We start from the raw sequence: 21,504 nt of genomic DNA, 5'->3' as shown, positions 1-21,504 counted from the left end.
GTCCCCCGGCCCGGGCGGCGGCGCCCGCGGGGCCGCCCCCCCCGCGCCCGCCGGCCGCCCCGCGCCGCCCCCCCCCCCCGCTCCTGGTCACCGTGCCGGGATCAGGCCACCGGCACCGGGTACGTCGGATACTCCACCCCGGAGACGTGCTGGACCACGCGGATGACCTGGCACGAGTAGCCGAACTCGTTGTCGTACCACAGGTAGAGGATCGCGTTGTCGCCGTCGACCTTGGTGGCGCCCGCGTCGACGATCGAGGCGTGGCGCGAGCCGATGAAGTCGTTCGAGACCGCGTCGGGCGCGCTGGTGAAGTCGATCTGGCGCTTGAGCGGCGACGTCAGCGACACGTTGCGGAGGTAGTCGAGGACTTCCTCGCGGTTGGTCTCGCGGCCGAGCCGCAGACTGAGGATCGCGATCGAGACGTCCGGCACCGGCACGCGGATCGAGCTGCCGGTGATGGGCGCCTTGAGGTCGGGCAGCGCCTTGGCGACGGCGGACGCGGCACCGGTCTCGGTGATGACCATGTTGAGCGGCGCGGAGCGGCCGCGGCGGTCGGCCTTGTGGAAGTTGTCCAGGAGGTTCTGGTCGTTCGTGAACGAGTGGACGGTCTCCACGTGACCGCGCACGACGCCGTACTCGTCCGCCATCGCCTTGAGCGGCGGGACGATCGCGTTCGTGGTGCAGGAGGCGCAGGACAGGATCTGCTCGTCCGGCTTGATCATGTCGTGGTTGACGCCGTGCACGATGTTCGGGACGTCGCCCTTGCCCGGGGCGGTCAGGACGACCTTGTCGACGCCGGGGCGCAGGTGCTGGGAGAGCCCCTCACGGTCGCGCCACTTGCCGGTGTTGTCGATGAGGATGGCGTCCTTGATGCCGTACGCCGTGTAGTCGACCTCGGAGGGGTCGTTGGCGTAGATCACCTTGATCTCGTTGCCGTTGGCGATGATCGTGCTGTTCGCCTCGTCGACGGTGATCGTGCCCTGGAACTGTCCGTGGATGGAATCACGGCGCAGCAGCGAGGCGCGCTTGACGATGTCCTGCTCACCGCCCTTGCGTACGACGACGGCGCGCAGGCGGAGGCCGTTGCCCGAGCCCGCCTTCTCGATGAGCAGGCGGGCGACGAGGCGGCCGATGCGGCCGAAGCCGTAGAGGACGACGTCGCGTCCCTCGCGGCACTCGATCTTGTTCTCGCCCGTGGCGCCGGCGACGGCCTCGGCGGTGAACTCCGCCACCGAGAGACCGCGGTCGTCGGTCTTGTACGTCGCGGCGAGCATGCCGATGTCGATCTGCGAGGGACCGAGATCGAGCGTGGTGAGGGCCTGGAGGAACGGCAGCGTCTCGGTGACGGAGAGTTCCGCGCCGGCTATCTGCCGGGCGAATCGGTGGGTCTTGAGGAGGCTGACCACCGACTTGTTCACCAAGGAGCGGCTGTGGAGCAGGACGGTGACGTCCCGCTCCCGGTGCAGCTTCCCGATGATCGGGATCATCGACTCCGCGATCTCCTCGCGGTGCTTCCAATTGGTGAACGAGTCGTCATTGACAGTCACAGGCTTATCTTTCGAGCTAGGCGGCGCTCATATGCTAACCCGATGCCTCCTTTGATCTTGCAATGGGTGCCGCCTGCCCCCACTTGCCTCCACTTCTGGGGGGATTCAGAGGGAGACGGCGACGGCGTTGAACGTCGTCTCCGGTTCCTGCGGGCTCGTGAAGCGGGCGTTGACCAGGTAGAGACGATCGCCCCAGCGGGCCGCGGTGGTGGGGACGTCGAAGCGGGGGTCGGTGATCGTGCGGCGCAGGGTGGCGGTGCCCGACGTCGCGTCGAGGTGGAACACGCTGATGAGGTTCAGCCGGTTCTGTACGACGTACAGAGTGCGGCCGATGCGGAGCAGGCCGTCGCCGTTGACCACGTTCTCCGCGCCGACCAGCGTGATCTCGGTGGCGTACCCGGTCTTGAGGTCCACTCGGTAGAGCTTGCCGGGCGCGCTGCTGACGACGATCAGTCCGCGGCCGTCCGGCGTGCCGACGATGCCGTTGGCGTTGATCACGTCCGGCGTCTGCACCCAGTCCCCGCTGAGCGGCAGCGCGCGCACCCGGCCCTTGCGGCCGCGCGGAACTCCGTACAGGACACCGTCGCGCGAATCGGTGAACCAGGCGCGCTCGCCGAGCAAGGTGACGTCATTGATGAAGTGCCCGGCGGCTTCCGTCAGTTGGTAGGTGGCCACGAGTCTGCCGCTACGGGTGTCGAGGACCCGGGCGACCCCGGTGTTCCCGGCGATGTAGAGCAGGCCGTCGTCGTCCAGCTTCAGGCCGACCGCCACCGTGCCGGCTGCCCCCTCGTAGAAGACCTCGCCCCGACCGGTGCGCAGGTCGGTGCGGTGGACGGCGCCGTTGGCGCGTGAGCCCATGTAGGCGTACGGCTTCGCGCCGATGGCGATTCCCTCGGGGAGGAAGCCGTCGGGGAGCGGGAACTCGGTCGGCCATGTGGCGCCCCGCGCGGCAGTGGCGGCGGCCGTTCCGGTGCCGGTCGCCGCGGCGAGGGCTGCGAGGGTGGCGCCGCCGAGTACGGTGCGGCGGGACGGCTGGGGGTGGTTCCGGTGATCGCGGGTCATGGTTCCGGGCCTCCGTGGACAGCGGGGTCGGTGTTGGCGAGCCCGCCCCCAACTCGGCGGCGGGCTCGGCGAGTTGACAACGAGGCGTCGCCTGCCGGAGTTCCCTCGCGTCCCGCCCGTACCTCCGCGCGCCGGACGGCACGGCGAACGCGGCGCTGACCTGCGCGGCGAACGCAACGCTGACCCGCCGCTCGCCCGGCCCGGGGCAAACCTTGCCTTCGCGACCCCATAAGCTGCCCTTATGAGGTCATAGGTCCAGCCCGAGTACTAACTTAGGATTGCCTTAGTTTAGGCTTCCCGACGAGCCCCATGTCTTCGCTCGAAGGGAAACCTGATCATGTCTCGCCCTCTGCGGGTAGCCGTTGTCGGAGCCGGTCCGGCCGGCATCTACGCCGCCGACGCGCTGCTGAAATCCGCAGCGGCGGTCGAGCCCGGTGTGTCGATCGACCTCTTCGAGCGGATGCCCGCGCCCTTCGGTCTCATCCGTTACGGCGTCGCCCCCGACCACCCCCGGATCAAGGGGATCGTCACGGCCCTGCACCAGGTCCTCGACAAGCCTCAGGTCCGCTTCTTCGGCAACGTCGACTACCCGAACGACATCGACCTGGACGACCTGCGCGCCCTCTACGACGCGGTGATCTTCTCCACCGGCGCGACGGCCGACCGGGCGCTCGACATCCCCGGCATCGACCTCGAGGGATCGCACGGCGCCGCGGACTTCGTGTCCTGGTACGACGGGCACCCGGACGTGCCGCGCACCTGGCCGCTGGACGCGGAGAAGGTCGCCGTCCTCGGCGTCGGCAACGTGGCCCTGGATGTGGCGCGCATCCTGGCCAAGACGGCGGACGAGCTCCTGTCGACCGAGATCCCGCCGAACGTCCATGACGGGCTCAAGGTCAACAAGGCGCGCGAGGTGCACGTCTTCGGGCGGCGCGGTCCCGCGCAGGCCAAGTTCAGCCCGATGGAGCTGCGGGAGCTCGACCACTCCCCGAACATCGAGGTCATCGTCGACCCCGAGGACATCGACTACGACGACGGCTCGATCGCCACGCGGCGCGGCAACAAGCAGGCCGACATGGTGGCCAAGACGCTGGAGAACTGGGCCATCCGCGACATCGGAGACCGGCCGCACAAGCTGTTCCTGCACTTCTTCGAGTCGCCGACCGAGATCCTCGGTGAGGACGGCCGGGTGGTGGGCCTGCGCACCGAGCGCACCGCCCTCGACGGCACCGGCAACGTCAAGGGGACCGGCGAGTTCAAGGACTGGGACCTCGGTGCCGTCTACCGCGCCGTGGGCTACCTCTCCGACGAGCTGCCCAAGCTGCCCTGGGACGTCGCGTCGGGCACGGTGCCGGACAAGGCCGGCCGCGTCATCGAGGACACCGGGGAGCACCTGCAGTCGACGTACGTCACCGGCTGGATCCGCCGCGGACCCGTGGGCCTCATCGGTCACACCAAGGGAGACGCCAACGAGACGGTCGCCAGCCTCCTGGACGACCACGCGAACGCGCGTCTGCACACGCCCACCACCCCCGAGCCGGCGGCCGTGGAAGCCTTCCTCGGCGAGCGGAACGTCCGCTTCACCACGTGGGAGGGCTGGTACCGCCTCGACGCAGCGGAGAAGGCCCTGGGCGAGGCTCAGGAGCGCGAGCGCGTGAAGATCGTCGAGCGCGAGGACATGCTCAAGGCGAGCGGGGCCTAGTCAGGCCCAAGGCGAGCGGGGGCCTGGTCAGGCCGGAGTTCTCCTAGTACGTCCTTCGTGTGCTCCCCCAGTTCTGGAGCGGCCCGGCGGAAGGTGTCCAGGCCGGCGCCGAAGGGGACGGGGAACCGTGCCTGCGGCCCTGAGCCTGGCGTCGGTGGGTCCGGGGGTCGCACGGTGAACACCTTCCAAAGGGGATAGCCGGTCAGATTTGGAAGGCCAGGAGTTTGGCGATTGCGTTCCGCTGGATCTCGGAGGTTCCGGTCAGGATCCGGAACATGCGGATCTTGCGGAACAGGAACTCGATCTCGTTGCCCTGGGTGAGGCCCTCCTTGCCGTGGATCTGGACGGCCTCGTCGAGGATCCGGAAGGCGGACTCGGCGACGAAGAGCTTGCACATGAAGGCTTCGGCGTGGGCGTCCTCGCCCTTGTCCAGGGCCGCCAAGGCCGCGTAGGTCATGGAGCGGGCCGCGTAGAACTCCGTGGCCATGTCGGCGACCTTGTGCTGGATGGCCTGCAGCGCGAGCAGGGGCTTGCCGCCCGCGACCTTGCGGTGCCGGGTGCGGTCCAGGGTCAGGTCGATGGCACGGCGGGTGGCGCCGATGACGGTGGGGCAGTGCAGCAGGCGGTTGGTGGTGACGCGGCCGAGCGCGATGCGCATGCCCTTGCCCTCCTCGCCCAGGAGGTTGGCGGCCGGGACATGGCAGTCCTCAAGGACGATGTCGCTTTCGATGTGCTCGCCCGACATCGGGGTCGCGCCGTCCTCGACGCGGCAGCCGGGGCTGTCGAGGTCGACGAGAAAGGCGGAGAACAGCGGCTTGTCGCCCTCCTGCTCGCCGGTCCCGGCCATGCGCGCCACCACGATGGCGAAGTCGGCGAACGGTCCGGCCGACGAGAACACCTTGTGGCCGGTCAGACGGTAGCCGTCACCGTCGGAGTCCCTGACGGCGGTGGTGCGCATGGAGCGCACGTCGGAGCCCGCGTCGGTCTCCGTGAGGGAGAAGCAGCAGGCCCGCTCGCCGCGGACCAGGGGCAGCAGGTACTTGGCGAGTTGATGGTCGGTGGCGTGCTTGAGGATGTCGCCCGCACGGAGCGGACCGCCCATGTCACCCAGGACGCTGTGGGCCAGGACGCGGCCACTCGCCCCGATCTCCTCCTTGAGCGCGGCGAGTTGAGTGAACGTCAGGTTGTGGCCGCCGTACTCCTCGGGCAGGTGGATGCCGTAGAAGCCGAGTTCGCGGCTGCGGCGCCAGATCGGTTCCAGGTCGGCGCGGGTGAGGCGGCTCTCGTGGGTGAGGCCGCGCTCCCGTTCGTGCTCGGCGAGTTCGCCGTCGAGGTAGTCGCGCAGCCGGTCGACGAGGTCGGCCAGGTACGGGTCGTCGTAGGTGGGGCGCAGGGAGAAGGTCATGTCGGTCGTTCCTCGTGCCGGGGGGGGGATGGAAGGGAGGGGCAGGGGCTGCCGGATCAGTTCACGCGGCGGACGGCCTCGGCCCAGAACGGTTCACGCACGGCCTTGCGGTCGAGCTTTCCGTTGCGGTTGTGGGGGAGTTCGGCGACGAAGTCGACGGAGCGCGGCTTCTTGAGGCGGTCGAGGCGCTCGGCGCAGAAGGCGATGAGCTGGTCCGCGGTGACGGTGGCGCCGGGCTCGGCCACGACGACGGCCTTGACGGCCTCGCCCCACGTCTCGTCCGGCACGCCGATCACACAGGCTTCGCGGATGGCGGGGTGTTCGTAGAGGGCGGACTCGACCTCGGTGCAGTAGATGTTGAAGCCGCCGGAAATGATCATGTCCTTCTTGCGGTCGACCAGGAAGAGATAGCCGTCCTCACGCATCCATGCCAGGTCACCGGTGTGCACCCACCCGTCGCGGAAGGTCTCGGCGGACAGCTGCGGCTCCTGCCAGTACTCCCGTACGCAGTCGGGTCCGCGCACGATGACCTCGCCGATCTCGCGCGGCGCGCGCTCGCGCCCGCTCTCGTCGACGACACGGATCTCGGTGTCGTACGAGGCCCGGCCGCAGGACTGCAGGAGCTCCGGGTCCTCCTTGACCGCGTGGGCGATCTCCGCGCTGCTCAGTCCGGCCACCACGCTGGTGGTCTCACCCAGGCCGTACCCCTGCGCGACGACCGGCCCGAAGAACTCCACGGCGTCACGCAGACGCTGGGGTGAGATGGGCGCGCCTCCGATCCGTACGCTGGTCAGTGACGACAGGTCCCGCGCCGCGGCGCCGGGGTGGGCGAGCACCATGTTCAGCATGGCGGGCACGAGGAACGTCGCGGTGATGTGCTCCTTCTCCACCGCCTCCACGAACGCCTCGGCGCTCCAGGCAGGCAGGATGTGCGTGGTCGAGCCGCCGAACACCCCGGCCAGCAGGCCCATGCCGGTGGCGTGGGTGATGGGGCCGCAGGCGAGGTAGCGGGTGCCGGGCCGCGGGCGGGACTCATCGCTCATCAACTGCTTGCGCATGTTCGCGAGCCGGTTGCCGACCGTCTGCACGGCGGCCTTGAGAGCTCCGGTGGAGCCGGAGGTGAAGTTCAGGACGCAGGGAGCGTGTTCGTCGAGGTCGACGGCGACCGTCTCCTCGCTGCCCTCGGCCAGGAGCGTCTCGTAGGTGACGGACCGCGCGTCTTCCCCATGCAGCCCGTCGAGCGGCACCGGCAGGCAGTCGGTACCGGCCTCGGCGATCGCGGCGAGCGCGTCCTCGCGGTGGGCCGCGTCGAAGACGAGGGCGCGTACGGGGGCGTAGCGCAGGATGTGCGCGACCTCGCCGCGCCCCAGGCGTGCGTTGATCGGAGCGCGCATCAACCCGGCCTTGTAGAGGGCGAATTCGACCTCCACCAGCTCGCCCCGGTTCCAGGCGAGCGAAGCCACGGCGTCGCCGGGGCGCAGGCCGCGGGCGATCAGTGCGGAGGCCAGTCGGTTGGTGGCGGTGTCCAACTGGTCGTAGGTCCATGAGCGGTCGCCGCACACGAGGGCCGTCGCCCGCGGCCAGTAGCGGGCGCTGCGGGTCAGATAGGTACCGAGGTTCATCACGGTTCTCCGGAGAAGGCAGGGGAGGGGCAGCAGCGCAGACATGAAAGTAAACAACATGCTCAATTACAGACAGCTTGTTCAGTAACCTCTGGACTGTCAAGAGTCTTCTAGACTGGGCCCGCAATCACCACTGCGGGCGAGGAGGGCCTCCATGGCCGAGGACAGGCGCACACGACGGTCGCGACGGGCTCTGGGCTCCGCATTGGTGGAGCTGGTCCTCGAACGCGGCTTCACCGCGCTGACCGTGGAGGACATCACCGAGCGCGCCGACGTGGCCCGCGCGACCTTCTACGCCCACTTCAAGGACAAGGAGGGCCTGTTCGCGCGGGTGACGTCCGACCTGCTCGAAGAGCTGGGGGAGCGGCTGCGGCCGACCGTCGCCGACAGTGCCGTGGGCTTCACGGGCAAGCCGGTCCTGGAGATGCTGCGGCACGCGCGCGAGGAGCGCGATCTGTACCGGATCGTGCTGCGCGGCGAGGGCGACGGCAAACCCCTGCAGATGTTCGTGGACACCTGCGCACGGGCCACCGCCGAGGAGTTCCGGGCCCGCGCCGACCGCAATGGCGTCGAACCACGCATCGACGCCGACCTCCTCGCCCGCGTCTGGGTGGGCGAGCAGGTCGCCGTACTGCGGTGGTGGGCCGAGCAGGAGACGCCGCCGATGCCCCCCGAGGAGGTCGTACGCCAGCTCCTGGACCTGGCTCTGCGCGGCCGCTACTGGGCCAGCGGCTTCGACGCGCCGGCCTGATGCGACGCGCCGCCCCGAGCGGACACATCGTGAGCCCGGCTCATCGTGAGCCCGGCTCATCAGGAGTCAGACTCGTCATGAGTCGGACTCGTCATGAGTCAGCCCGAGCCGCCGGGCGTCCTGCTCCGGCCGTATGTACACCAGCGCCGTGAGCCCGGACAGGAGCATGACCGCCGCGGAGAGCAGGAACGAGCCGGTGTATCCCGCGCTCTGTGAGTCCGCGGTGTCGAGCAGGTGGCCGGTGAGGTAGGGCGCGACGAGTCCGGGCAGCGTCCCCGTCGCGGCGACGATGCCGAAGAGGGCTCCGCGCTGGTGGGCGGGGACGACGGCGGCCGTCGTCATGTAGTGCAAGGGGAAGACGATGGCGTGCCCTCCGAACGCCACGGCGATCAGCAGGAGTTGGGGCCACCCGCTCCCCACGAAGGAGAAGCTCGCCATGGCGAGCCCGGCGACGGCGACCGCGATCCCCTGGGGTGCGCCGTTCGCCCAGCGGCTGGAGACGCCCCGCCGGTTCAGCGCGTCGGCGAACGGCGAGACCGCGAGGAGGAGGACGAAGCTGAACGCGGAGATGCCACTGATGACCGTCGCCGCGCCGCCCGGTGTCAAGTCGAGCTGGGTCCTGAAGTACGCGGGCAGCCATGCGTGGCTGAGGGCCAGGGCCCAGGAGGCGCCGAAAGCCCCCGCGATACTCCCGAGGACCGTGCCGTTCAGCAGGGGTCTCCGGTAGGGGAGCCGGGGTTGGCCCGGCTGGGGCGCGCTCGTGCCGGGGCTGCTGGGGCGCGCCTGCCCGAAGGGGCCGTCGTGCCCGACCCGCCACCAGATCAGACTCCACACCAGGCTGGTCACCGCGAGCGCCGCGAAGGCCGAGCGCCAGCCGAAGGCCGTGATGAGCCAGGTGACGACGGGCGCCGCGATGAGGGTGCCGAGTGCGGCACCGCTGATCTGCAGCGCGGACGGCAGTCCGCGCCGGTCCAAGGGGAACCACTTGTAGAGCGCGTGCATGGACATCGAGGCGGCCGGGCCCTCGGCCGCACCCAGCAGCACCCGTCCCGCGATCAGTGTCGGGACCGCCGCCACGATCAGCACGGGCAGTTGGGCCACCGCCCACAGCAGAGCCATGGTGAACAGCAGCGCCCGGCTCGAGACGCGTGACGAGACGAAACCGACGACGAGCCCGGAGAGGCTGAACAGGATCGAGAACGAGCTGGAGATCATGCCGTACGTGCTGTTGCTGATGTCCAGCTCATCCATGATCGGGACGGCCGCGAGCCCCAGGACGGACTTGTCGGCGTAGTTGATCAGCATGAACGCGACGATCATCGCGGTGATCAGCCAAGCACGCCGCCGGTCGAACGCGGGTGGCGCCGGGGCGTCTTCGAGCGTCAGGGGCGAGGTGTGCGGGGTGGCCATGAGGACTCCTGCGGTCGAGGGAGCAGGGGCGGGTGCGGCGGAGAGGGCATGCGGAGGAAGGCGCGCGGAGGCCCGGATTCGAGGTCGCGGCAGTGTCACCGTACTGAACAGTCTGTATGTTAACGATTAGAGTGACGGGAATCTATGGCTAGATGACAGGTGTGGCTGGCCCACCGGAACACCCGGAACACCCGGAACACCCGGAACTGACCGGGAACCAGAAGTGGTCCGCGCCCGACCACTGGTGAGCAAGTCACGGACGGCTCACCGGATCGAGGTCGCGGCAGCATGCACTGGTACGAGGACGACGGGTTCTGGACCGACTTCTCCGAGACGATGTTCTCCGAGCGGCGGCGGGCGGAGACGGCGGATGTCGTCGCGCGCTCGCCGCTCCTGGCGTTCCCGGCGGGCAGCCGCGTCCTGGACCTGTGCTGCGGGCCCGGCCTCTACCTGGCGCCACTGGTGCGCCGCGGCTACGACGTCACGGGGGTGGACCTCAGTGCGGAGCTCCTGAAGCGGGCCGAGGCCGGGTGTGCGGACGCCGGCGTCGATGTCCGCCTGATCCGGGCGGACATGCTCACCCACGTCGAGCCGGACGCGTACGACGTCGTGCTCAACGTCTTCACCTCTTTCGGCTACTTCGACGCCCCGCAGGACAACTTCCGGGTGCTGCGCAACGCGCATGCCTCGCTGGCGCCCGGCGGGCAGCTGCTGATCGACGTGATGGGCAAGGAAGTGCTCGCCGGATGGATCGGCCGCCCGCAGATCGTCGAACTCGACGGCGCTTACGTGGTGCAGCGCGACACCGTTCTGGAGAGCTGGACGCGGCTGCGGACCGACTGGACGCTCGTACGGGACGGCGTCGCGCGCGAGGCATCGATCACCTCCTTCCTCTACAGCGCCGCCGAACTGCGCACCCTCTTCGAGGACGCCGGGTTCACCGGCGTGGAGTGCTTCGGCGGCTTCGACGGCGAGCCCTACGACCATCACGCGCGGCGTTTGATCGTGCGAGGCACCAAGCCCGGCCGGTGACCGGGCCAGTTGGTGAATCTCCGGGAACCCGGCGGCACCGACCGCCGACTACTGAGGCGTGCCGCACCGCGCGGAAGCGGCCACGCAGCTCCGAACCGCCCTACAGGCGAAGGGACTTCATGACCGAGGCCACAACATGGGACACCTCCCCCAAGGCGCCCCCGCATGAACCGGCGGCGGGCAAGGCGGGCCGCGGCCGGCTCGTGACCACGCTGACGGTGCTCTCCGTGACGCTGGTCGTCTCCGTCCTGGCCGGGATCGCCCTCGGGCCGACCGTCGTGCCGCTCGGGGACGTCGTGCGTTTCCTGACCGCCGCCCTCACCGGCGGCAGCATCGGGGCGGACGACGTCACCGGCTACTCCATCGTCTGGCACGTGCGCACCCCGCGGGTGCTGCTCGCCGCCGTGGTCGGTGCGGGGCTCTCCGTCGTCGGCGTCGCCATCCAGGCGCTGGTGCGCAACGCCCTCGCGGACCCGTTCGTCCTCGGCATCTCCTCCGGCGCCTCGGTCGGTGCCACCGCGGTCGTCGTGTTCGGGGTCTTCGCCGGGCTCGGCGTCTACGCGCTGTCCGCCGCCGCGTTCCTCGGGGCGCTCGGCGCCACCGTCCTCGTGTATCTGGCCGCGCGCGGGCCGCTCGGCCTGACGCCGTTGCGCCTCGTCCTCACCGGCGTCGCGCTGGCCTACGGGTTCCAGGCGCTGATGAGCGTGCTCGTCTTCCTCTCCCCGAACGGCCAGGCCGCGCGCACCGTGCTGTTCTGGCTGCTCGGCAGTCTCGGCTCGGCGTCCTGGGAGTCGCTGCCGCTCGCGGCCGGCGCCGTCCTGGTGACGGTCGTGGTGCTGCTGCGCCAGAGCCGGTCGCTGGACGTCCTTTCGCTGGGGGACGAGACCGCGGCCAGCCTGGGCGTGGACGCGGAGGCGCTGCGGCGGCGCCTCTTCCTCCTCACGGCGGCGGTCACCGGGCTCATCGTCGCGGTCAGCGGCGCGATCGGCTTCGTCGGGCTCGTCCTGCCGCATGTCGTACGCATCCTCGTCGGCTCGACGCACCGCCGGGTGCTCGCGGTCGCTCCGCTCGCCGGTGCCTGCTTCCTGGTCTGGGTCGATCTCGTCGCCCGTACCGCCTTCGCTCCCGAGGAGCTGCCGCTCGGGGTCATCACCGCGCTGATCGGCGTACCGGTGTTCATCGTGCTGATGCGCCGCCGCGGCTATCTGTTCGGAGGGCGGTAGATGACCCTCGTACTGCGCGAACTCTCGGTCGAGGCGGCCGGGCGTGCCCTGGTCGACCGGCTGAACATCGAGGTGGAGGCGGGCCGGGTCGTCGGGCTCGTCGGACCGAACGGCAGCGGCAAGTCCACCGCCCTGCGCTGCGTCTACCGGGCGCTGCGGCCCACGTCGGGCGCCGTGCTCCTGGACGGCGCCGACCTGACGACGCTCAAACTGCGCGACAGCGCCCGGTCGATCGCCGCGCTCACCCAGGAGAGCCACACCGAACTCGACTTCACGGTCGGGGAAGTCGTGGCCCTCGGCCGAGCCCCGCACGTGAACGGCAACCAGCCCCTCACCGCACGCGAACAGGCCCTGTGCCGCCAGGCGATGGACCGTCTCGACGTCACCCACCTCGCGGCCCGCAGCGTGCTCACCCTCTCCGGCGGCGAGCGGCAGCGCGTGCTCGTGGCGCGCGCCCTGGTCCAAGAACCCCGCGTCCTGGTCCTCGACGAGCCCACCAACCACCTGGACATCCGCCACCAGGTGGAGCTCCTCTCCTTCCTGCGCGGATCGGGCCTCACCGTGCTCACCGCCCTGCACGACCTCAATCTGGCGGCCGCCGCCTGCGACAGCATCGCCGTCCTCAGCTCCGGCTCCCTGGTAGCCACGGGCAGCCCGGCGGAGATCCTCGACCCGGAGCTGATCCGCAAGGTGTTCGGCGTGGACGCCACGGTCGTGCACCACCCCCGCACCGGAGCCCCTCAGCTCGTCTACGACCTCGCCCCCACCGGCGCCCCGGCCCCCGCCGACGCCCTGGGCGCCCTATCAGAAGGACCGCACTCATGATCCGACCACCGCTGTCCCGCGCCGTGGCGGCCGCCGTGCTGCTGGCCACCGGGCTCCTGACCACCGGCTGCGGCGCCGAGGTGGAGCCGACGGCGGAGAACAAGACGCAGACGGTCACCGTCTCCAACTGCGGCAAGGACGTCACGTACACCCGTCCGAAGCGTCCGGTGGCGTACGACGTCAGCGGCGCCGAGAAGATGTTCTCCCTCGGTCTCGCCGACCGGATGCGCGGCTACGTCATGAACAAGCTCGGCGACCCCTCCATCAAGGGCTCACCCTGGCGCAAGGACTACGCCGACGTGGAGCGCCTGGGCACCGAGCGCATCACCCGCGAGATCGTGGCCGACGCCAAGGCCGACTTCGTGTTCGCCGGCTGGAACTCCGGCTTCAGCGAGGAGCGGGGCATCACGCCCGCCCTGCTCGACAAGGTCGGGGCCGCCAGCTACCTGCACACCGAGACGTGCTGGGACTACGGCGACAAGAGCGTCGACATCACGCCCCTGGAAGCGCTCTACACGGATCTGGACAACCTGGGCCGGATCTTCGGTGTGGAGAAGCGTGCCGAGAAGGTCGTCACCGACCTCAAAGGACGCGTCGAAGCCCTGAAGAAGACCTGGCCCCGGAAGGGCGACCCGGCCAAGGTCTTCGTCTACGACTCGGGCACGGACCAGCCCTTCACCGCCGGACGTCATGCCGCACCGAACGACATCATCAAGGCCGCGGGCGCCACCAACGTCTTCGACGATCTGAACAAGGGCTGGACGACGGTGGGCTGGGAGCCCGTGATCAAGGCGAGGCCCGAGGTCATCGTCATCATCGACTACGCCGACCAGCCGGCCAAGGACAAGATCGCCCACCTGAAGTCGCTCGACAGCCTGAAGTCGGTCCCTGCCGTGCAGGAGAGCCGCTTCTTCGTCATGTCCTACGGTGACGCCGTCAGCGGCCCGCGCAACGTCAAGGGCGCCGAGGACCTGGGCGGCTACCTCCGGTCGGTCGGACGGTGATCCCCTTGCCCCCTTCGCGTATTGCGGCGGCGCCCGCGGCCACGGTCCACGGGCACATCACCGACGCGATGAAGGCCCCCGACCTGCTGCGGCTCTCCGACAACGTCGTCCTCGCGCGCTTCGAGACGATGAAGGTGTACGCGGCGCTCGGCGCGGTGCGCACCCTCCTGGAGCGCGGGACCGTGCGGCCCGGCCAGACCCTCGTCGACAGCTCCAGCGGCATCTACGCCCTTGCCCTCGCCATGGCCTGCCACCGCTACGGGCTCGGCTGCCACATCGTGGCCTCCACCACCGTCGATGCCGCGATGCGGGCCCAGTTGGAGATTCTCGGCGCCACGGTGGACCAGATGCCACCCTCCGACAGTCTGCGGCTCGACCAGGAGCGCCGGGTGCACCGGGTGCGCCAACTGCTCGGCAGGCGGGCCGACGTGCACTGGATGCGGCAGTACCACGACGGAGTCCACCACGCCGGTTACGCGGAGTTCGCTGACCTGGTCGACGCCGCGCTGCCCGAGTCCCCGCTCACCGTGGTCGGCGCCGTCGGTACCGGCGCCTCCACGGGAGGGCTCGTCCGGCCGTTGCGTCAACGCGGGCGCGAAGTGCGGCTGTTGGGCATACAGCCCTTCGGCAGCGTCACGTTCGGCAGCGAGGACTTCAGCGATCCAGAGGCGATCATCGCCGGGATCGGCAGTTCGATCCCCTTCGACAACGTCCGCCACGACCTGTACGACACCCTCCACTGGGTGGACTTCCGGCACGCCATGGCGGGAGCCGTCGATCTGCTGCGCGCCCACGCCGTGTTCGCCGGTCTCTCCACCGGTGCGGCCCACCTCGTCACGGCCTGGGAGGCGGCTCGGAACCCGGACCGGATGCATCTGGTGATCGGCGCGGACACGGGACACCGCTACACCGAGCGGGTCTTCGCCCGACACCAGGAGGCGCTCGACCCACGCACCCTCAAACCGCACCAGATCACGGACCTCGCCGACCTCGCCATGCCGTGGTCGGCGATGGAGTGGAACCGGCGCAGCTACGACGTACGTACGAAGAAGCACGAGAAGCACGAGAAGGAGGGGAAGGCATCGTGACGATCGCCGCCCTGGAAGCACTCACCTTCGGCCTCGGACGCCTTGTGGAGGCGGCAGAGACCGCCGGGCACCGGCTCTGCCTGCTGACGGGCGACCGCGCGGTCTACCGCCATGAGCTGGACCGCCTGGAACCGGGCGCGCTCGACATCGTCGACGTCGACACCCACGACATGGAGGCCTCCGCCGCGGCTCTGGCCGCCGTGCCCGGCCTCAAGGGACTCATCAACTCGACCGACACGTGGAGCGTGCCGGGCGCGGACCTGGCCGCCGAACTCGGGTTGCCGGGGCCCGACCCGGCCGCCGTCCGCGTGCTGCGGGACAAGCCCCGGGTGCGCAACCTCCTCCACGCCCAGAACCTCAGCCGCGGCCCCGCCCTCACGATCCCGGCCGACCCCGCGGCGGCCGACGTGGTGCTCCGGCAGATCGGCCTGCCGGTGGTCCTCAAGGACTCGGCGGGCACCTCGTCCCGCAACGTCTGGCTGGTCCGTGACGAGCGGCAGCTGCACGCGGCTCTCCGTGAAGCCGCCGGGCGTCCCTTCGCCGGGCGGCTGTTCGCGGAGCCCTTCTTCGCCGGACCCGTCTACAGCGCGGAGACGCTCAGCTGGGCGGGCGAGACGAAGCTCCTGGGGGTGCTCAGCCGCCAGATGTCTCCCGAGCCGTCCGTCCGCGAGGAGGCCGCGGCCTTCCCCGTCGCCCTGCCCGAGCCGGAGTTCGCCCTGATCCAGGACTGGGTGGGGCGCGTCCTGGAGACAGCGGGCCACGACGCGGGCTTCGCGCACGTCGAGTACGTCCTCACCACCGACGGACCGGAGCTCGTCGAGATCAACCGCCGCATCGGTGGCGCGCTCGTCGGCGAGGCGCTGTGCCGCGCCCTGCGCACCAACGTGTACGACGCGATGATCGCCGTGGCGCTCGGCCTGCGCCCCGCCCTGCTCGACGCACCGGCGGCCACGGGTACCGCCGCAGGACTCGCCACCGGACCCGCGTCAGGATTCGTCCTCGTCTATCCCGACCGGCCAGGCATCCTCACCGGATGGACCGGCGTGGACGGCCTCGCCGCCTTCCCCGGCTCGCCCGAGTGGTACCCCACCGCGGCCCCCGGCGACCGCCTGCAGCACGTCAGCGATCAGCGCGGCTGCACCGGCATCGTCCTGGCCGAGGGCGCGACCGCGGAACTCGCCCTGCACCGAGCGCTCAGCGCGGCCGGGAGCATACGGCCGCTCGTCGCCGCCGACGCCCCGGAGTGACCCTGCCGGGCAAGCCGCGCGGGCGCCTGCGATCCGGTCTCGCGCGGCTCACCGGGCCGCAGCGCTTCCTGCTCGCCGGGTCGTTCCTGATCCCGCTCGGCAGCTTCGCCGTCCTGCCCTTCATGTCGGTGCTGCTCCACGAGCGGCTCGGCATGGGGCTCGGCACGGTTGGTGTCGTGCTCGCCGTCGCCTCGCTGGTGCAGTTCTCGGGCGGAGTGGTGGGCGGCGCGGTCGCCGAGCGGATCGGGCTGCGGCACACGATGCTGCTGGCCCTGGTCATCCGCACGGCGGGCTTCGCCTGCTTCCTGCCCGGCCTCCGCCATCCGGCCGCCGCCGTCTTCGCCCTCTTCCTCGTCTCCGTCGGCGCCGCGCTCTATCTGCCCGCGAACAAGGCCTACTTGATACACGAGGTCGATGCGGAGCAGCGCCCCCTGCTGCTGTCCGCGAGCGGCTCGGCGCTCAACGCGGGCATCGCCCTGGGGCCGCTGGCCGCGGCGCCGTTCGTGCTCAGCGCCTCTGCCGGGCTCTTCACCGTCGTGACCGCGTTGTTCGGGGCGATCGCCGTGGGCCATGTCCTGCTGCCCAGTGAGAGCCCTGATCACGGGTGGACCATCGGAGCCGGGGAAGGGCAGTCGGCGTGCCGGGAGAGGGCGTTCGCAGGTCTCGCCGTGCTGCCGTTCGCGGCCACCGTCCTGAGCCTGTACGTCTTCATGTTCTTCCAGCACTACCTCGCGCTGTACGCGGTGCCCCGCACATCGACGACGTACTACGGCCTGGTCCTCGCGCTCTACGCCCTCCTGCTCGTCGTCGCGCAACCCCTTCTCTCGGACTGGATCGCCCGCCTGCCCTACGCCCGAGCCCTGTGGTTCGGCTTCGGGGCGATGGCCGCAGGGACGGCCACGCTCGCTGTCGGCAACCACGCCGCGATCCTGGCCGGTGCGCTGCTCGTCTGTCTCGGGGAGATCGTCCTCTTCTTCAAGAACGACCTCGAAGCCCTCGCCCGTTCGCCCCGCGCACCGGCCCTTGTGTTCGGCCACCAGCGGCTCGCGGCCGGAATAGGCGCCTTCGCCAGCGGAGCCGCCGGGGGCGAGGGCTACCAGCTGGCCGAACGCTCCGGCAGCACCGGTCTGTTCTGGGTCGCGGTCGCCGTGCAGGGTGCAGTGTTCCCGCTTCTCCTGAGGCGCTGGTCCGCGGACACCAGGGTCATAGGGATCACAGGCCCAGGTCGCTGAGGCCCGGGTGGTCGTCGGGACGGCGGCCGAGCGGCCAGTGGTACACGCGGTCGGACTCCTGGATGGGCAGGTCGTTGATGCACGCGTGCCGGACCCGCATCAGGCCGTCGTCGTCGAACTCCCAGTTCTCGTTGCCGTACGAGCGGTACCAGGCACCGGAGTCGTCGTGCCATTCGTAGGCGAAGCGCACCGCGATGCGGTTGCCGTCGTGCGCCCACAGTTCCTTGATGAGGCGGTAGTCGAGTTCACGGTTCCACTTGCGGGAGAGGAAGGCGGTGATGGCGTCGCGCCCCGTGACGAACTCCGCGCGGTTCCGCCAGCGGGAGTCCTTGCTGTAGGCGAGAGCCACCTTCTCGGGATCGCGGGAGTTCCAGCCGTCCTCGGCGAGGCGGACCTTCTCGGCCGCGGTCTCCCGGGTGAAGGGCGGAACTGGGGGTCGTGCGGTCATGGCTCTCCTCAGGGGTGAGGCGTACGAAGACTATGAGAACGCTCGTTCTCCGTCGAGGGCGCCCACGATAGGAGAACGGTCGTTCTCGCGCAATGGTGCAGCGGCGAGCCGCCCCGTAGTAGCGTGAGAGAACGTACGTTCTCGCGTCTCACCTTGCCAGGAGCACTCATGGACCGCGCCGAAGCGGAAGTCAGGCTGCTCGACACCGCCGACGAGCTCTTTTACGAGCGGGGAGTCCAGGCCGTGGGCATGGACCAGGTGCGTGCGGCCTCCGGCGTGTCGCTCAAGCGCCTCTACCAGGTCTTCCCGTCGAAATCGGAGCTGGTCCGCGCCTGGCTCGAACGCCGCGACCGCCGCTGGCGGGCACGGCTCGCCGAGTACGCCGACGCCCGGCCCGGCGGGACGGAGCGCGTCCTCGCCGTCTACGACTGGCTCTACGAATGGTTTACCGAGCCGGACTTCCGGGGCTGCGCCTTCATCAATTCCTTCGGTGAACTCGGGGCCGTCGACCCGGCGGTGGCCGACACCGTGCGGGCGCACAAGCGCGCGTTTCATGACTACATGGCCTCACTTGTGGCCGCCGCGGGCGAACCCGGGCAGACTGTCGGCCCGTTGGTCCTGCTCGCGGAGGGGGCCATGACCGCGGCCGCCATATCGGGTTCACCCGAACCGGCGCGCCAAGCCCGCCAGGGCGCGGCTCAGTTGCTGGCCGCGCGGTGACCGCCGGTCGCAGAACAGGAAGAAGGCTATGGCGAAGACGTATCGCGTCGGTTTCGGCACGCGTCTGATCAACGGCGTGTTCCGGACGATGACCCGGTTCGGGATCGGTAAGGGCTACCGGTACATCCTTACCGTGCGCGGCAGGAAGTCGGGCCGCCTGTTCTCCACCCCGGTCGACGTGATGTCGGCCGGGGGCGAGCGCTGGGTCGTCGGCGCCTACGGGGTGAGCAACTGGGTGCGCAACGCCCGCGCGGCCGGGCAGATCGAGCTGAGCAGGGGCGGTAAGTCGCAGACCGTGCGCGTGGTCGAGCTAGGCCCCGAGGAAAGCGTCCCCGTGCTGCGCCAGTACTGGCGCGAAGTGCCGGTCACCCGCCCCTACTTCGACGTGACGGGCGACTCGACGGACGAGGAGTTCGCCGCCGAGTCGGCACGTCACCCGGTGTTCCGCCTGACGTAGTTCCGCCTGGCGCAGGGTCAGCCCGCCTTCGCCCCGGTGTGCAGGGCCAGGGCGCCGCGGGCGGGCAGCTTGGTCTCGACCTTCCCGTCGTTCCCGACGGTGACCGTGTTGCCGTCGCAACTGTCCGGGGATGCCTTGGCGACGTTGCAGTACGTGCCGCCGGGCAGGGACGTCGTGAAGGTTCGGGTCAGCTCGCCGTCGCCGTTGTTGAGGGCGACGAACCCCTTGTCGCCGCGGCCGAAGGCGAGGGCGCTGCCGCCGTTGTCCCACCAGTCGGTCAGCTCGGCGGCGCCCACCTCGTTGCGGAACCCGACCAGGCCGGTGATCGCCTGCTGGGCGTGCGTGTTCGTCCAGCCGTCCGCGCCGCTGGGCGGGCCGGCGTCCTTCTCGGACCACTCGTATCCGGAGTACACGTTCGGTGAGCCGTAGGGGGACGCGAGCATGAAGACGTTGGCGAGGGCGTAGGTCTCGCCGTCCTTGTAGGTGAGCGTCGAACCACTCCGCTCGGTGTCCCAGTTGTCGACGAACGTCCGGGCGGAGCCGCTGCCCAGTTTGCCTTCCGCGACCGACTTCAGCTGCGCGATGTCGCCACCCTGGAAGGCGCTCTTGAGGTGCCCGCCGTAACGGAACTCGTCGACGTCCCCGATGCCCGTGTACTCGTCGGGCTGCACCGCCTCGCCGTCGCCGTGGATCACCTCCGACACCCAGAACCCGGGGTCGCTCATCTTGCCCGTGACGGCGGCCACGTCGGCGGCGGCCATGTGCTTGGCGGCGTCGATGCGGAAACCGTCCACGCCGAGGGACCGCAGGTCGTCGAGGTACGCGGCGATGGTGCTCCGTACCGCGTCGCTGCCCGTGTCGAGGTCGGCCAGGCCCACCAGTTCGCAGTTCTGGACGTTGTCACGGCTGGTGTAGTCGGTGATGGCCGTGCGGCAGGCGTGGAAGTCCGCGTCCCGGAAGTGGCCGGGATACTCGTACTTGCCGTACGCGGTGCCGCCGGTGCCCGTGCCCGAGCCTGCCGCCATGTGGTTGATGACGGCGTCCGCGATGACCTTGACGCCCGCCCGGTGGCAGGCGTCGACCATGCTCTTGAAGGCGGCGCGGTCGCCGAGACGGCCCGCGATCTTGTAGCTGACGGGCTGGTACGAGGTCCACCACTGGTCACCCTGTATGTGCTCGGAGGCGGGCGACACCTGGACGTAGCCGTAGCCCGACGGGCCGAGCTGGTCGGTGCAGGCCTTGCCCACATCCGCGTACTGCCGCTCGAACATGGTGGCGGTGACGGTCTTCTCGCCGGGCGGTGTCGCCTGCGACTGCGAGGGGGCGAACGTCGCGAGGCCGGCCGCGGCCAGGACCCCGGCCGACGTCGAGCCGAGGAGGCGGAGACGGTGCTGCATGATGCGGCTCCTTCGGGACCGGGCACAGCTGTGCCCAAAGAAGGCAACTACTCGAGGGGGAGGCTGCCGTGGGGGGATTCCGAGGGGGAGCCTGCCTTTCACGCATGTACGCGTCAATACTTTCTGCAAGAAATTTCAACTACTGCCCCGTGGAGCGGAGTTATTGCTGCAAGAACTTGCGCATATTCACTTCTTACTGAGGGGTAGGCTCGCCGCTCTCCTTGTTATACGGTCTGTCTAACAAGCGGGTCGCGGCGCGTTGCGGGACGGCGCCCCGGTCCGTTGCCTGAGCGAACACGAGAACGTACGCATCAGAGTCAAGGAGCCGCAGCATGGCAAGCAGCACTGTTCGGCCGACCTCGCAGCACCGCCCCGAAGAGCCCGAAGAGGACGACGTCGCCCGGCGGTTGCTCGACTCGGCCGCCGTGTCGGCCTACGATCCGGCCACCGAAGTGGACTGGGACACGCCGCTCGACCGGGACTTCCACGGAGCGAGCCCGGAGTGGTGCTCCCTGTACGGCACGTCGTACTGGCAGGAACTCACCGAGGCCCAGCGCAAGGAGCTCACACGGCAGGAAGCCGCGTCGGTGGCCAGTACGGGCATCTGGTTCGAGATGATCCTGCAGCAAATGGTGCTGCGTGACGTGTACGCGAAGAACCCGGCCAGCGACGAAGTGCAGTGGGCGCTCACCGAGATCGCCGAGGAGTGCCGGCACTCGATCATGTTCGCCCGCGGCGCCCAGAAGCTGGGGGCTCCCGCCTACCGGCCCAACCGCTTCACGAGGGAACTCGGCCGGGTCTTCAAGACAGTCGCCTTCGGCGAGGCGGCGTACGCCGCGATCCTCGTGGCCGAAGAGGTGCTCGACGTCATGCAGCGCGACTGGATGCGGGACGAGCGTGTCGTGCCCTTCGTCCGCACGATCAACAACATCCATGTCGTCGAGGAATCACGGCACATGAAGTTCGCCCGTGACCAGACGACCAAGCGCCTTTCCGGCGCGGGCCGACTGCGCCGCCAGATCAACGCGTTCGTCGTCGCCATCGCGTCGTACTACATCGTCACCAGCATGGTGAACCCCAAGGTGTACGCGAACGCCGGACTCGACGAGAAGCGTGCCCTCGCCGAGGCGAAGGCCAACGAACACCACAAGTCGATGATGCGGTCCAGCTGTTCGGGCCTGATGGAGTTCCTGGCCTCCTCCCGGCTGCTCACCAAGCCGGCCCTGGCCTTCTACAAGCGCGCCAACCTCATCTGAGCCGGCCAGTAGCCGGCCCGAGCCGGACCGGCCTCACCTGAGCCGGCCTCATCCGACCCGAGCGAGTCGAGCCGAC

At 69.9% G+C, this 21,504-nt stretch carries 19 protein-coding genes; 12 read left to right on the top strand and 7 right to left on the bottom strand.

Going from position 1 to position 21,504, the window contains the following annotated elements; all coding sequences use genetic code 11:
* Positions 1–101 precede the first annotated feature (101 nt).
* The gene (locus AB0I94_RS22825; RefSeq protein ID WP_363311430.1) at positions 102–1,547 is read right to left on the bottom strand and encodes a glyceraldehyde-3-phosphate dehydrogenase; all 1,446 of its coding nucleotides are present in this window, start codon (positions 1,545–1,547) and stop codon (positions 102–104) included.
* Between the two features lie 105 nt (positions 1,548–1,652).
* Complete coding sequence (locus AB0I94_RS22820; protein WP_363311429.1) at positions 1,653–2,609, bottom strand: SMP-30/gluconolactonase/LRE family protein; 957 nt, start codon at positions 2,607–2,609, stop codon at positions 1,653–1,655.
* Positions 2,610–2,946: 337 nt separating this feature from the next.
* Here AB0I94_RS22820 and AB0I94_RS22815 point away from each other — a divergent pair, with 337 nt between their 5' ends.
* Positions 2,947–4,311 carry an FAD-dependent oxidoreductase gene (locus AB0I94_RS22815; RefSeq protein ID WP_363311427.1) on the top strand — a complete coding sequence of 455 codons (1,365 nt, stop codon included), beginning with the start codon at positions 2,947–2,949 and terminating at the stop codon, positions 4,309–4,311.
* A 202-nt stretch (positions 4,312–4,513) separates the two neighbouring features.
* Here AB0I94_RS22815 and AB0I94_RS22810 read toward each other — a convergent pair whose 3' ends face one another.
* Positions 4,514–5,716: an acyl-CoA dehydrogenase family protein gene (locus tag AB0I94_RS22810; RefSeq protein ID WP_363311426.1), complete on the bottom strand. Its 1,203-nt coding sequence runs from the start codon at positions 5,714–5,716 to the stop codon at positions 4,514–4,516.
* A 56-nt stretch (positions 5,717–5,772) separates the two neighbouring features.
* Positions 5,773–7,338 carry an AMP-binding protein gene (locus AB0I94_RS22805; RefSeq protein ID WP_363311425.1) on the bottom strand — a complete coding sequence of 522 codons (1,566 nt, stop codon included), beginning with the start codon at positions 7,336–7,338 and terminating at the stop codon, positions 5,773–5,775.
* 154 nt (positions 7,339–7,492) lie between these two features.
* On the opposite strand from AB0I94_RS22805, the gene AB0I94_RS22800 reads away from it, so the two are divergent.
* Complete coding sequence (locus AB0I94_RS22800) at positions 7,493–8,089, top strand: TetR/AcrR family transcriptional regulator (protein ID WP_363311424.1); 597 nt, start codon at positions 7,493–7,495, stop codon at positions 8,087–8,089.
* Between the two features lie 75 nt (positions 8,090–8,164).
* On the opposite strand, the gene AB0I94_RS22795 is transcribed toward AB0I94_RS22800, so the two are convergent.
* On the bottom strand, positions 8,165–9,499 hold the full coding sequence (locus tag AB0I94_RS22795; protein ID WP_363311423.1) for an MFS transporter: 1,335 nt from the start codon (positions 9,497–9,499) through the stop codon (positions 8,165–8,167).
* Positions 9,500–9,787: 288 nt separating this feature from the next.
* Here AB0I94_RS22795 and AB0I94_RS22790 point away from each other — a divergent pair, with 288 nt between their 5' ends.
* The 7 genes from AB0I94_RS22790 (at position 9,788) to AB0I94_RS22760 (ending at position 17,150) form a co-directional block, all read left to right on the top strand.
* Positions 9,788–10,531 carry a class I SAM-dependent methyltransferase gene (locus AB0I94_RS22790; RefSeq protein WP_363311422.1) on the top strand — a complete coding sequence of 248 codons (744 nt, stop codon included), beginning with the start codon at positions 9,788–9,790 and terminating at the stop codon, positions 10,529–10,531.
* 119 nt (positions 10,532–10,650) lie between these two features.
* A complete protein-coding gene (locus tag AB0I94_RS22785) occupies positions 10,651–11,754 on the top strand; it encodes an iron ABC transporter permease (RefSeq protein WP_363311421.1) in 1,104 nt (367 codons plus the stop codon).
* Positions 11,755–12,579, top strand: a complete 825-nt coding sequence (locus AB0I94_RS22780; RefSeq protein WP_363311420.1) for an ABC transporter ATP-binding protein — start codon at positions 11,755–11,757, stop codon at positions 12,577–12,579.
* Entirely contained in the window at positions 12,576–13,583 is a 1,008-nt protein-coding gene (locus AB0I94_RS22775; protein WP_363311419.1) for an ABC transporter substrate-binding protein, read from the top strand. Before AB0I94_RS22780 ends, AB0I94_RS22775 begins: the two co-directional genes overlap by 4 nt.
* Before the next feature lie 68 nt (positions 13,584–13,651).
* Positions 13,652–14,671 (top strand): pyridoxal-phosphate dependent enzyme, encoded by a 1,020-nt coding sequence (locus AB0I94_RS22770; RefSeq protein WP_363311448.1) that lies wholly within the window; start codon positions 13,652–13,654, stop codon positions 14,669–14,671.
* Positions 14,668–15,918: an ATP-grasp domain-containing protein gene (locus AB0I94_RS22765; RefSeq protein ID WP_363311418.1), complete on the top strand. Its 1,251-nt coding sequence runs from the start codon at positions 14,668–14,670 to the stop codon at positions 15,916–15,918. Before AB0I94_RS22770 ends, AB0I94_RS22765 begins: the two co-directional genes overlap by 4 nt.
* Positions 15,915–17,150 carry an MFS transporter gene (locus tag AB0I94_RS22760; RefSeq protein ID WP_363311417.1) on the top strand — a complete coding sequence of 412 codons (1,236 nt, stop codon included), beginning with the start codon at positions 15,915–15,917 and terminating at the stop codon, positions 17,148–17,150. Before AB0I94_RS22765 ends, AB0I94_RS22760 begins: the two co-directional genes overlap by 4 nt.
* Here the strand turns inward: AB0I94_RS22760 and AB0I94_RS22755 are convergent.
* Positions 17,131–17,598 (bottom strand): nuclear transport factor 2 family protein, encoded by a 468-nt coding sequence (locus AB0I94_RS22755; protein WP_363311416.1) that lies wholly within the window; start codon positions 17,596–17,598, stop codon positions 17,131–17,133. The genes AB0I94_RS22760 and AB0I94_RS22755 overlap by 20 nt on opposite strands.
* Before the next feature lie 168 nt (positions 17,599–17,766).
* Between AB0I94_RS22755 and AB0I94_RS22750 the strand changes: the two genes are divergently transcribed.
* Both AB0I94_RS22750 and AB0I94_RS22745 read left to right on the top strand, forming a co-directional pair.
* Positions 17,767–18,318, top strand: a complete 552-nt coding sequence (locus AB0I94_RS22750; RefSeq protein WP_363311415.1) for a TetR/AcrR family transcriptional regulator — start codon at positions 17,767–17,769, stop codon at positions 18,316–18,318.
* Between the two features lie 28 nt (positions 18,319–18,346).
* Positions 18,347–18,775 (top strand): nitroreductase/quinone reductase family protein, encoded by a 429-nt coding sequence (locus AB0I94_RS22745; protein ID WP_363311414.1) that lies wholly within the window; start codon positions 18,347–18,349, stop codon positions 18,773–18,775.
* A 17-nt stretch (positions 18,776–18,792) separates the two neighbouring features.
* Here AB0I94_RS22745 and AB0I94_RS22740 read toward each other — a convergent pair whose 3' ends face one another.
* Positions 18,793–20,172, bottom strand: a complete 1,380-nt coding sequence (locus AB0I94_RS22740; protein WP_363311413.1) for an alpha-amylase family protein — start codon at positions 20,170–20,172, stop codon at positions 18,793–18,795.
* 332 nt (positions 20,173–20,504) lie between these two features.
* Here AB0I94_RS22740 and AB0I94_RS22735 point away from each other — a divergent pair, with 332 nt between their 5' ends.
* Complete coding sequence (locus tag AB0I94_RS22735; protein ID WP_363311412.1) at positions 20,505–21,428, top strand: diiron oxygenase; 924 nt, start codon at positions 20,505–20,507, stop codon at positions 21,426–21,428.
* The last annotated feature ends 76 nt before the right edge of the window (positions 21,429–21,504 follow it).

The sequence above is a fragment of the Streptomyces sp. NPDC050147 genome (assembly GCF_040660195.1).
Taxonomy (GTDB): Bacteria; Actinomycetota; Actinomycetes; order Streptomycetales; family Streptomycetaceae; genus Streptomyces.
Note: the sequence above shows the minus strand (reverse complement) of the source record. Positions and strands in the feature narration are given on the sequence as shown.